The organism is Methylomonas rapida (assembly GCF_024360925.2).
Taxonomy (GTDB): Bacteria; Pseudomonadota; Gammaproteobacteria; order Methylococcales; family Methylomonadaceae; genus Methylomonas; species Methylomonas rapida.
This window is the reverse complement of record NZ_CP113517.1, coordinates 2,466,630-2,477,918: the sequence shown is the minus strand read 5'-3', so window position 1 is coordinate 2,477,918 and position 11,289 is coordinate 2,466,630. Positions and strand designations below refer to the sequence as shown.

At 53.1% G+C, this 11,289-nt stretch carries 11 protein-coding genes; 4 read left to right on the top strand and 7 right to left on the bottom strand.

What is annotated here, in order from left to right:
• Nucleotides 1–16 precede the first annotated feature (16 nt).
• Complete coding sequence (locus tag NM686_RS11710) at nt 17–430, bottom strand: Dabb family protein (protein ID WP_255188042.1); 414 nt, start codon at nt 428–430, stop codon at nt 17–19.
• A gap of 193 nt (nt 431–623) precedes the next feature.
• Between NM686_RS11710 and mscL the strand changes: the two genes are divergently transcribed.
• Nucleotides 624–1,058, top strand: a complete 435-nt coding sequence (gene mscL / locus NM686_RS11705) for a large-conductance mechanosensitive channel protein MscL (protein WP_255188041.1) — start codon at nt 624–626, stop codon at nt 1,056–1,058.
• A 173-nt stretch (nt 1,059–1,231) separates the two neighbouring features.
• On the opposite strand, the gene NM686_RS11700 is transcribed toward mscL, so the two are convergent.
• Nucleotides 1,232–1,777 carry a GNAT family N-acetyltransferase gene (locus tag NM686_RS11700; protein WP_255188040.1) on the bottom strand — a complete coding sequence of 182 codons (546 nt, stop codon included), beginning with the start codon at nt 1,775–1,777 and terminating at the stop codon, nt 1,232–1,234.
• Between the two features lie 37 nt (nt 1,778–1,814).
• Here NM686_RS11700 and NM686_RS11695 point away from each other — a divergent pair, with 37 nt between their 5' ends.
• Nucleotides 1,815–2,834: an alpha/beta hydrolase gene (locus tag NM686_RS11695; RefSeq protein ID WP_329959140.1), complete on the top strand. Its 1,020-nt coding sequence runs from the start codon at nt 1,815–1,817 to the stop codon at nt 2,832–2,834.
• Between the two features lie 23 nt (nt 2,835–2,857).
• On the opposite strand, the gene galE is transcribed toward NM686_RS11695, so the two are convergent.
• From galE to NM686_RS11670, 5 genes are all read right to left on the bottom strand, one after another.
• Entirely contained in the window at nt 2,858–3,904 is a 1,047-nt protein-coding gene (galE, locus tag NM686_RS11690) for a UDP-glucose 4-epimerase GalE (protein WP_255188038.1), read from the bottom strand.
• Nucleotides 3,905–3,920: 16 nt separating this feature from the next.
• A complete protein-coding gene (gene ttcA, locus NM686_RS11685) occupies nt 3,921–4,778 on the bottom strand; it encodes a tRNA 2-thiocytidine(32) synthetase TtcA (RefSeq protein WP_255188037.1) in 858 nt (285 codons plus the stop codon).
• A 47-nt stretch (nt 4,779–4,825) separates the two neighbouring features.
• Nucleotides 4,826–6,046 carry a beta-ketoacyl-ACP synthase I gene (fabB, locus tag NM686_RS11680; protein ID WP_255188036.1) on the bottom strand — a complete coding sequence of 407 codons (1,221 nt, stop codon included), beginning with the start codon at nt 6,044–6,046 and terminating at the stop codon, nt 4,826–4,828.
• A gap of 11 nt (nt 6,047–6,057) precedes the next feature.
• Nucleotides 6,058–6,573, bottom strand: a complete 516-nt coding sequence (fabA, locus tag NM686_RS11675; protein ID WP_255188035.1) for a 3-hydroxyacyl-[acyl-carrier-protein] dehydratase FabA — start codon at nt 6,571–6,573, stop codon at nt 6,058–6,060.
• A gap of 76 nt (nt 6,574–6,649) precedes the next feature.
• Entirely contained in the window at nt 6,650–8,566 is a 1,917-nt protein-coding gene (locus NM686_RS11670) for a transglycosylase SLT domain-containing protein (protein WP_255188034.1), read from the bottom strand.
• 93 nt (nt 8,567–8,659) lie between these two features.
• Here NM686_RS11670 and NM686_RS11665 point away from each other — a divergent pair, with 93 nt between their 5' ends.
• Entirely contained in the window at nt 8,660–10,456 is a 1,797-nt protein-coding gene (locus tag NM686_RS11665; RefSeq protein WP_255188033.1) for an ABC transporter ATP-binding protein, read from the top strand.
• Entirely contained in the window at nt 10,453–11,289 is an 837-nt protein-coding gene (locus NM686_RS11660) for a PHP domain-containing protein (RefSeq protein WP_255188032.1), read from the top strand. The genes NM686_RS11665 and NM686_RS11660 overlap by 4 nt, the downstream gene beginning before the upstream one ends.

Below are 11,289 nucleotides of genomic sequence, written 5' to 3'. Positions count from 1 at the left end.
CGCATTCTGTGCTCGATCAGTCCGCAAAATCGTAGACTTTGTAGCGCTGGACCAGAGGTTTCAATACTTCTTGGATGATTTTCTGGTGTTCCGGGTGTTTCGAATAATTTTCCAGCGCGGTTCTGGATTCGAAGGTGGCGGAAATCGCGATATCGAAGCTGTCATCCAAAGACGGACTGGGTTTGTCGTGTTTGATGTCGGCGACAGGGCCTATCTCGTAACTCAGTACCCCGGGTAATTTAGCCAGGCGCTTGCTGCCTTCCATGTATTGCTGGCGAGCCTTGGGATCGCCGTGTTGTTTTAGCCAGACCACCACCAGGTGATGGACTTTGCCACTGCCCGTAACGGCAGATTCTTCGGCGTAACCGGCATTGCCAAAGACTAGCATCACTAACAGCAAGAACAATTGTTTGAGCCGCATTGATTGCATTATGAACCCTCCTGTGAAATTGCATGATTACGGCCAAAGTTTAACAGCAAACACGAGTCTATCCACTGAAATTGGCGCGGCCGCTCGTTTTTTTGCTGAATGTTATGACTCATGCCATACTTGACCCAGGCATGGCGCTTATGCCTGCTTGTCGTTCAGAATCCAAACAACAATAGATATAAGGAGAGCTGTCATGAGTATGCTGCAAGAATTCAAAGAGTTCGCCATGAAAGGCAATGTAGTCGATATGGCGGTAGGTGTCATCATCGGCGGCGCATTCGGTAAGATAGTGTCCTCTCTGGTGGCCGATGTAATCATGCCGCCGATAGGGGTGTTATTAGGCGGTGTCGATTTTTCCGATTTGGCGATTACGATCCAGGAAGCCTCAAAAACCGCGGCGGGAGTCGACGTGCCGGCTGTAGTAATCAGTTATGGCAAATTCATCCAGACGTTCATTGATTTCACGATTATTGCGGCGGCTATCTTTTTGATCATCAAAATATTGATGTCATTTAAGAAAAAAGTCGAGGAAGCCCCCGCTGCGCCACCCGCACCCAGCAACGAAGAAATTCTGCTTACCGAGATTCGCGACCTGTTGAAAAACAATCGTGGTGGTCCCGGCGCCTGAGTGATTTGCCTCAAACCTTGAAAGTGTGAAAATCCACGAAAGTCACCCTGTCGCCACATCAGTCCAATCGAGAATATTCGTCAAACGGAAAGTTTCGCAAATTGGGTTGTGACTGTGTTTTTCGTGGATGATTGTTTCCACTTCGACCGATCGCTGGCTCCGCAGTTCGGATTTCATTTGATCGTTTTGAGCATTTTGAAATCATCCATCACAAAGCCTGCGCCGATGTCTTTGCTTATATTTCCAATGTTCATGAACCCATTGCCCAGATAAAAGTCTATGGCTTGGTGATTTTGGCGGTTGACGGTCAGCCAGAGTGAATGAAAATCATGCCGCTGACAATAGCCTTCCAGGTAAGCAATGATCCGCCGGCCCAGTCCAAGGCGTTGCCAGCGTTTGCAAACATAAAGCTTGCCAAGGTGTAGCGATTTATTTTCCAGGTCCGGCAATGTCGCAAAATAGGCCAATGCTCGCTGCTGGTGTAAGGCCAGGTAATAGCGATAACCTGCGTTGATTTGCTCGGCTATGGCCTCGGCGGTCTGGAAGCGCGCCAGCATGTATTCGATCTGCGTTGCGCCTATGATGGGCATATAATGCTCTCGCCAAATTTCGCCGGCGAGTTGGCTGACCGACTGCATGTCAGCCAAATCAGTCACTGACTGAAAATTCAATTCTATGGTTTCGGCATGTGGTTCGCTTATGTCATCTGGTTTTTGCATATTGTTTCGCTCACTTAGGGTATGTCGCGCCGTTTCGGTGTTTCTGTTGCTGGGCTTATCGCTATCGGGCTGTACGCCGGTCATGATGGTTTCCGGGCCCACGCTTGGTGTTAGCCGTCTGACCGACCATGTCTATATCGCAGCCGACGGTACCGAATTACCGCTAAGCACCTGGTCGGCAACCGATCCCAAGGCCATCATTATTGCATTGCATGGCTTCAACGATTATCGGCATTTCTTCCATTCGACCGCCGAATATCTGCGGCAACGGCAAGTTTTTTGTTACGCCTACGACCAGCGCGGTTTTGGCCAGAGTCCCAATAAAGGGTTTTGGGCAGGCAGCGATACCTATGCGGGCGATTTGGCCGAGTTTACCCGTCTGGTTCAGGAGCGTCATCCTGGTAAACCGGTTTACTTGCTCGGTGAAAGCATGGGGGGAGCGATCATCATCGATGCGATGGCCAGGCCGCAAAAACCGGATGTGGCGGGTATCATTCTATCCGCGCCCGCGGTCTGGGGGCGGCAAACCATGCCGTGGTATCAGACTTCGTTGTTGTGGACGCTGTCGCATACTTTTCCTTGGCTGACACTGACCGGCAAGGGCGTGGTGCAGGTGACACCATCGGATAACATCGAGATGCTGATTGCGCTGGGCCGCGATCCCTGGGTGATCAAGGAAACCCGCGTCGATGCGATTTATGGCTTGACCAATCTGATGGATGCGGCGTTGGATTCGGCGGAAAAATTAGACGAGAAAATCTTGCTGCTATATGGTGAAAAAGACGAAATCGTGCCGGCGGAGCCGACAGCGATGTTTGTACGGGGGTTGTTGAACGAGCAAGCGGACAAGAAAACCGTGGCTTATTACAAAAACGGCTACCACATGCTGCTGCGCGACTTGCAGGCCCCGTTGATCTGGCAGGATATTGCCCATTGGATACTGGATGACGCGAAGACTTTACCCTCCGGGGCCGACCGTAATATCGGCAAGTTGGTGCGGCAGAGCGATGAAACGCCCGCGGAGCAAAACCTGCTGGGCCGACTCGATGCCGATTGATTCAGACTGCTGCTAGCCTCGTTCTAACGATAGCCATCCGGATTGTTGCTTTGCCAACGCCAGGTATCGGCCATCATTTGCTGCAAATCCCTTTTGGCTTGCCAATCCAGTTTCCGTTTCGCCAGGCTGGGGTCCGCATAACAGGCCGCGACGTCGCCCGGGCGTCTGGGTGTGATTTGGTAAGGCACCTGCTTGCCGGTCACTTGACTGAAGGTGTTGATCATGTCCAGCACGCTATAGCCGTTGCCGGTGCCCAAATTTATCGCATCGCAGATGGCGGTATCTTTCGATTGCGACATCAAATATTGCAAGGCCTTGATATGGCCTTGCGCCAAATCGACCACATGGATGTAATCGCGTACGCCGGTACCGTCGTGGGTCGGGTAGTCGTTGCCGAATACCGACAGAACCGGTAATTTGCCGATCGCGACTTGCGAGAGATAAGGCATCAGGTTGTTGGGTATGCCGTTGGGATCTTCGCCGATCAGGCCGCTATGATGAGCGCCGATTGGGTTGAAATAGCGCAATAACGCGATTTTCCAGGGTGTTTGGGTGCCGTTCAAACCATCGGCAATACTGGCGTCACGCAAGATTTCCTCGATGAACAGCTTGGTGCGGCCGTAAGGATTCGTGGCGGACAGCGGGAAATCTTCGGTGATGGGCACGCTGTGCGGGTCGCCATAAACGGTGGCGGAGGAACTGAATACCAGATTCTTGATGCCCTGTTCAGCCATGATCTCCAGTAGAACCAAGGTGCCGTTGATGTTGTTTTGGTAATACTTCAGCGGCAGTTGGCAGGATTCGCCGACGGCTTTCAGGCCGGCGAAATGAATCACCGCCGCGATGTCATGTTGCCGAAAAATATCGCTGAGTGCCGTGGCGTCATTGATGTCGGTTTGATGAAACCTGACGGCCTGGCCGGTGATTTGTTCTATCCTGCGGATGGATTCGATTTTGCTGTTGCATAGATTGTCGACGACCACGACCTCGTAACCGTGCTCCAGCAGTTCCACGCAGGTGTGGCTACCGATATAACCGGCGCCGCCCGTTACCAGGATCGCGTTTTTCATGGTTTGTTCCGTTTAGTTAGCGTTCGAGGATATCCAGTCCAGGTTCGTCCGAAACCGTGCGCGGCAGATTGGCGTCGGGATCGATGCGCAAGCCGGCGAAGTCGAACAAACCGGGGTCAAGCATTTGCGACGGTGCAATGTTTTGCAGGCTGGAGAAAATGGTTTCCAGGCGGCCCGGAAATTGTTTGTCCCAGCCGGCCAGCATTTGCTTCATGGCTTTGCGCTGTAGGTTTTCCTGCGAGCCGCACAGGTTGCACGGGATGATCGGAAATTGCTTGAAGGCGGCGAAGCGATTGATGTCTTTTTCCCGGCAATAAGCCAGCGGCCGAATCACGATATTTTGCTTGTCGTCGCTGAGCAACTTGGGCGGCATGGCTTTCAGCTTGCCGGCGTAGAACATGTTCAGGAAAAAAGTCTCGATGATGTCTTCGCGGTGATGGCCCAAGGCGATCTTGGTAACCTTGTGCTCCTTGGCAAAACCGTACAAGGTGCCGCGGCGCAGCCTGGAGCACAAGCTGCAGGTTGTTTTGCCTTCCGGGATGATGCGTTTGACGATGCTGTAGGTGTCGTGCTCGATGATATGGAACGGCACGCCGATAGACGTCAAATATTCCGGCAATACGTGTTCGGGAAAACCCGGTTGTTTTTGATCCAGATTGACCGCGATGATTTCGAAATCGACCGGCGCGGTTTTCTGCAAATTCAGCAGGATGTCCAGCATGGTATAGGAATCCTTGCCGCCGGACAGGCATACCATTACCTTGTCGCCGTGTTCTATCATGTTGAAATCGGCGATGGCTTCGCCGACGCTGCGGCGCAGACGCTTCTGCAGTTTGTTGAACTGGGTTCTGGATTTTTGTTCTTGGTTGGACATAAGGACAGGAGAGGGCGACCAACGCACTAGGCGTTGGTCGGAAACGATTAGCCGTTATAACGCTGGAAAATCAACGTGGCGTTAGTGCCGCCAAAGCCGAAGCTGTTGGACATGATCGTGTTCAATGTCACGTTGTCGCGGTATTCACGGACGATCGGAATGTCGGCTGCATCAGGATCAAGATCGTTGATGTTGGCCGAGGCGCTGAGGAAATTTTCCTGCATCATTAGCAGCGAGTAAATCGCCTCGTTGACCCCGGCAGCGCCTAAGGCATGACCGGTCAGCGATTTGGTCGAGCTGACGGCCGGCACGTTCGCCGCGCCAAAGACGGCGCGCATGGCTTCCAGTTCCCGGGTGTCGCCAACCGGGGTGCTGGTACCGTGGGCGTTGATATAGTCGATTTTGTCGTGCACTGTCGACATGGCTTGCAGCATACAGCGTACCGCGCCTTCGCCGGACGGTTGCACCATGTCGTAACCGTCGGAGGTCGCACCATAGCCGACCAATTCGGCATAGATTTTCGCCCCGCGCGCCTTGGCATGCTCGAGTTCTTCGATGACCAGGACGCCGCCGCCACCGGAAATTACGAAGCCGTCGCGGTTGGCGTCATACGGTCTTGAGGCGGTAGCCGGGGCATCGTTGTATTTTGAGGACAAGGCGCCCATCGCGTCGAACAATACCGACATGCTCCAATGCAATTCCTCGCCGCCACCGGCGAAGACGACATCTTGCTTGTTCAGCTGAATCAATTCCATCGCATGGCCGATGCAATGCGCGCTGGTCGCGCAAGCGGAACTGATGGTGTAGTTGACGCCCTTGATTTTGAACGGCGTGGCCAGACAGGCGGTATTGGTGCTGGACATCGCGCGCGTCACCATGTACGGGCCGACTTTTTTGACGCCCTTGGCGCGCAAAATATCGGCTGCATCGACTAGGTTTGAGGTAGATGGGCCGCCTGATCCCATCACCAGGCCGGTGCGAAAATTGGATACATGCTCTTCTTCCAAACCAGAATCAGCGATGGCTTGCTCCATTGCCAGATAATTGTAAGCCGCGCCGTCACCCATGAAACGTTTGATCTTGCGATCGATGGCCTCGTCCAGATCCAGATTGATCGGGCCGTGAACATGGCTTCTGAAGCCGAGTTCTTGATAAACCTCGGAATGAATGATGCCGGAGCGGCCGCTTCTTAGCGAGGCAACCACTTCGTCCCGATTATTGCCGATACTGGAGACTATTCCCAAACCTGTTACAACCGCGCGTCTCATGGCCAAATACCTTAAAAATCCTGAGTAGAAGTGAATAGGCCAACCCGTAAGTCGGTAGCCTCGTAGATCTGTTTGCCGTCCACTTCCATGGTGGCGTCGGCTATGCCCATCACCAGCTTGCGCAGAATCACGCGTTTCAGATCGACTTTATAGGTGACTTTCTTGGCAGTCGGCAGCACTTGTCCGGTGAATTTCACTTCGCCGCAGCCTAACGCGCGGCCTTTACCGGGACCACCCATCCAGCAAAGATAAAATCCGACCAGTTGCCACATCGCGTCCAAGCCCAAGCAGCCAGGCATGACAGGGTCGCCTTGGAAATGGCAATCGAAAAACCACAAATCAGGATTGATGTCGAGTTCCGCAATAATTTCGCCCTTACCATATTTGCCGCCTTCGTCGGAAATATGAACGATGCGATCCATCATCAGCATGTTGGGAAGGGGGAGTTGCGCGTTTTGTGGGCCGTATAACTCGCCTCGGCCCGACATCAGTAATTCTTCGCGCGTGAAACTATGCTGTTTCTCCATCTAATTATTTACCTGGTTTGTAAGCTGAAAACACTGCACATTATCCAATAGTCGAGTCAAAAAATCAGCTCAATTTTTAGCCGGGGCCTACTTCTTTCAGAAAATCAGTGACTTTCAACCCCGTTCTCTGCAGGCGCTGTTGGTAAATCAGCGCATAGGCAATCACCGATGTCACATAAGTCCGGGTTTCTTTGTAGGGTATGGTTTCTATCCAGATATCCGCGGGTAATGTCTGGTTTTTGGGTAACCATTGCTTGACCCGCTGACTACCGGCATTGTAAGCGGCGATAGCCAGTGCGGGATGTCCATCGAACCGATTCAGGATTTTTTTGAAGTAATGACTTCCGTATTTCAGATTGACCGCCGGCATCACCAGATTGAAGTCATTGTTCCACGGCTCCTTTAATTCGCCGGCAATCTGCCGGGCGGTTGCCGGCATCAGTTGCATCAAACCGATTGCGCCGGCTGAGGAACCGGCAAATTCATCGAAGGCGCTTTCTTGGCGAATCAACGCAAACAGCAGGCTGGGGTCGAGTGCCTGTGCATTTGCTTGTTCGATGATCTGTGTGCTGAACGAAAGTGGGAAGCGTAAATCCATGTCATCCCATTGGTTGGCCTTGGCGATGGTTGCAATGGCCAAGGCCGGCCATTGCGCATGCTCGGCCAGTTTGGCCGCCACGGTCAGTTGATGAGGGCTCAGGCCGTTCATGGCATGCCACCATTGTCGGGTGGCTTCGGGCCTGCGATCGATGGCGAATAACTCGTTTACCACCAGAAATTCGTTGTTGCGACGCAACTGCTCAAGATCGTTTTCTGCCACGTTGACGGCTTGATGGTTCAACTCGATTTTTTGTTGTAATCGATCGGCGGCCATGAAGCCGTAAAAACTACGTTGTTTGGCGAGTTCTTCCAGCAAAACCTGCGCTTCTTGCTTGAAAACGGTCGCCGCCAGGGCCCTGGCGCGCCAATAACGCCATTTGTCTTGGGTTTTCAACGCCTCGCCGAGGTCATCCAACGCAGCGAGCACATCGGCCCAGTTTTGTCGAATCAAGGCGCTACGCACCCGCCATTCCTGCGCCGATGGATCGGAACCGGCAAATTGAGTGAGTCTGGCATAGGCACGCGCATCGCGCCGCAAAGCCAGGCCCATGGCCAGGCGTCTTTCGATCTCCGCCTGAAGGGCTGGGGCAATGTCGAAGCGTTGTTTTTGTTCATCCCAGGTACGCACGGCCGCCAGCGGATCGTTGTCTGTCCAGCGTGCGATGGCATGGGCGAACAATGCCCCGGCTTTGGCGTAATTACGTTTCCAGGCAGCCGGTTCTTTTACCAGTTGTGGCCGTTCATGCAATTTGAGCCAGGTTTCCGCCATTATTTGCTCGGCGGCGGGCAGCAAGGCCAGCGTTTGTTTTGCCAGTGGAGCATTGTTTTGACGGAGCGCGTTTTCAAAACGCTGCCAAATCAGTTCCGCATCGTAGTCCGGCCAATCTCTCAACCAATCAAACAGCCTGTCGCAGGCTGCCGGCAGCGTTTTTCCGCTCAACCAAAATTGTTTGGCGGCCGCCATTGCTGCTTGGCCTTGGCCGGCTAGATATTGGGCTTGGGAAAAATAGCATTGCAATGCGACATCATCGCTTTTTTGATATTGCCGGATAAAGTTCAGCCATTGTTGCTTGTGCCCGAGATGCGATAGCCATTTGTTGTGCAACAATGCGGTGTAACGGCTGTGGGGATAGTCGTGCAAGAACGTCGTTATCGCCAGCTCTTCATCGAGATGCTTGCTCAGCCACTGGTAATGCAGATAGGGATAAAGCGGATAGTTTTTTAAGGTATCGGACAAGGCGAAATAGTCATCGTCACGGTCCGTCTTGATATATTGCTCGGCTTGCAGAAAGGTTTTGCGCAGCGCGCTCAGGGAATGCGCCGAATCGGCCGCAAAGCTGATACCGGAGGCCAGCAGATTGGTTAATAGCAGCAGCCCGATGGCAAACCTCATATAAAATTCCCCAAAAATCGCATGTCGAGAATGGTTTTTGCTTAAAGCGGAAACCATTATAATCGCCACAGACTAATCGATCTCATCCCTACATTGAAAAAGCCGCGTTCGTCCAGTAAACAACACTATTCCTGGCATTACATTTTTCGCATTGCCCTGCTGCATAAAAAACAATTGGTGATGGGACATGTCATCGCCATTCTCGCCACGGTGGCCAGCGTGCCGGTGCCGCTATTGATGCCGCTCTTGGTCGACGAGGTGCTGCTGAACCATCCCGGCCTGGTGTTGAATAGCGTCAACCCGTTTTTACCGGCGGATTGGCAGCAGCCCATCGTCTACATCGCCGGTGTGTTGCTCGTGAGTCTGGCGATGCGGCTGTTCGCGCTAGTGTTGAATATCATCCAGACCCGGCAGTTTTCCAATATTGCCAAGGATGTGATTTTTCACATGCGCTCCGATATGGTCGATCATTTGCAATATATTTCGATGTCAGAATATGAAAGTCTAGGCAGTGGCACCGTGACCGCGCATATGGTGACCGATCTCGATACGCTGGATAATTTCATCGGTAGCACCATCAGCAAACTGCTGGTGGCCTGCTTGACAGTGCTGGGTACTGCCGTGATTTTATTGTGGATGCATTGGCAGCTGGGATTATTCATCATTTTTCTGAATCCGGTCGTGATTTATTTCGCCAAGGCCATCGGTTCCAAAATCAAGGACCTGAAAGCCAACGAAAACAAGGCCTATGCGATATTCCAGCAGGCCTTGAGCGAAACCCTGGAAGCCATCAATCAGATTCGCGCCAGCAACCGCGAACAACATTACTGCAAGCAATTGATCAATAGTGCCTTGGCGGTCAAGGAACATTCGACCGCGTTTGCCTGGAAAAGTGATGCCACGGTCCGCCTGAGTTTTTTGACATTTTTGTTTGGCTTCGACATTTTTCGTGCCACGGCGATGTTGATGGTGTTGTATTCGAGTCTAACCATAGGCGAGATGCTGGCGGTATTCGGATACCTGTGGTTCATGATGGCGCCGGTGCAAGAGATATTGAATATCCAGCAATCTTTTTACGCCGCCAAGGCTGCCTTGGCTCGGGTCAATCGACTCACGCAGTTGCAACGCGAACCCCAATATCCGCATTTGCACAACCCATTTCTGGGCAAAAAGACCGTGTCGGTCAGTGTCAAAGATCTGCATTTCAGTTACAAGGACGAACCCGTGTTGAACGGCATTAATCTGGATATACCGGCCGGTGAAAAAATCGCGCTGGTGGGTGCCAGTGGCGGTGGTAAATCGACCTTGGCGCAAACCTTGATCGGTTTGTATCCACCCGATGAAGGCATGATTTACTTTGACGGCGTGCCGCTGGATCGTATCGGCCTGGATGTGGTGCGTGAGCATGTGGCCACGGTATTACAACATCCCGCCTTGTTAAACGACACCATTCGCGCCAATTTGACCTTGGGCCGCGCCATCGAGGACAGTGAATTGTGGTATGCCCTTGAATTGGCGCAATTGAAAACGACCGTGGCCGAACTGGATAAAGGCCTGGATACCGTGGTCGGCCGGCAGGGCATGCGCTTGTCGGGTGGGCAACGCCAACGCCTGGCCATCGCGCGGATGATAGTCAGCAAGCCCTCGGTGGTGATACTCGACGAGGCCACATCGGCGCTGGACAGCGAAACCGAATACAAGCTACACCAGGCCTTGAACCAATTTTTACATGGCCGTACCACGCTCATCATCGCCCACCGTCTCAGCGCCGTGAAGCAGGCTGATCATGTCTACGTGTTCGAAGAAGGCCGCATTTGCGAACAGGGACGGCACGAAGCCTTGATTCAACAAAAAGGCTTGTATGCCAAACTTTACGGCGAATATCAATGAGCTCAGAAGTGTACGATTTGCACTGTCATTCCACCGCGTCGGACGGTGCATTGTCGCCGACCGAACTGGTTAGGCGCGCGCATCGGCAAGGCGTAACCGTGCTGGCCTTGACCGATCACGATACGACCGATGGCTTGGCCGACGCCGCGCGAGTGGCTGACGAAATAGGGTTGAAGCTGATTCCGGGCATCGAGTTGTCGGCGACTTATGCCAATCAGTGTTTACACATAGTCGGATTGAATATCGATCCCGAGCAGAAGGATTTGCGGGAAGGCCTCGCCACACAACAAGCCATTCGCGATCAGCGCGCACTGAAAATCGCCGAAAAACTGGAAAAAAAAGGCATCAAGGGCGCCTATCCGGCAGTTAGCCAGGCGGCGGGTAGCGGCGAGATCACCCGTTCCCACTTCGCCGATTTCCTGGTGGCCGAAGGGTATGTCGTCACGCAGCAGGAAGCTTTCGACCGCTATCTCAGCAAGGGTAAACCGGCTTTCGTGCCTACGCAGTGGGCCGCTTTGGACGATGCGGTCGCCTGGATACGGTCGGCGGGTGGTGTCGCGGTGCTGGCCCACCCCTTGCGTTATAGCCTGACCCATAAGTGGATGAACCGTGCGTTGAGCGCATTCAAACAGGCTGGTGGTCAAGCCGTGGAAGTCGTCACCGGCAGGGCATCGGCGGACGATATTCAGCTGAGCATGCAGTTTGCGCTGCGGCATCAGTTACATGCGTCGGTGGGGTCGGATTTTCATACTCCGGACAATCAATGGGTGGAACTGGGAAGATTGGCGCCGTTGCCGACCAATCTAACACCGGTGTGGGCTTTGTTCGATTGA

What these genes read in the sequence shown, in the direction of transcription:
- NM686_RS11700 (WP_255188040.1), bottom strand. Translation starts at nt 1,777, where the DNA reads ATGCAAAAACCAGATGACATAAGCGAACCACATGCCGAAACCATAGAA.
- ttcA (WP_255188037.1), bottom strand. Translation starts at nt 4,778, where the DNA reads ATGTCCAACCAAGAACAAAAATCCAGAACCCAGTTCAACAAACTGCAG.
- NM686_RS11670 (WP_255188034.1), bottom strand. Translation starts at nt 8,566, where the DNA reads ATGAGGTTTGCCATCGGGCTGCTGCTATTAACCAATCTGCTGGCCTCC.
- galE (WP_255188038.1), bottom strand. Translation starts at nt 3,904, where the DNA reads ATGAAAAACGCGATCCTGGTAACGGGCGGCGCCGGTTATATCGGTAGC.
- fabB (WP_255188036.1), bottom strand. Translation starts at nt 6,046, where the DNA reads ATGAGACGCGCGGTTGTAACAGGTTTGGGAATAGTCTCCAGTATCGGC.
- fabA (WP_255188035.1), bottom strand. Translation starts at nt 6,573, where the DNA reads ATGGAGAAACAGCATAGTTTCACGCGCGAAGAATTACTGATGTCGGGC.
- NM686_RS11660 (WP_255188032.1), top strand. Translation starts at nt 10,453, where the DNA reads ATGAGCTCAGAAGTGTACGATTTGCACTGTCATTCCACCGCGTCGGAC.
- NM686_RS11710 (WP_255188042.1), bottom strand. Translation starts at nt 430, where the DNA reads ATGCAATCAATGCGGCTCAAACAATTGTTCTTGCTGTTAGTGATGCTA.
- mscL (WP_255188041.1), top strand. Translation starts at nt 624, where the DNA reads ATGAGTATGCTGCAAGAATTCAAAGAGTTCGCCATGAAAGGCAATGTA.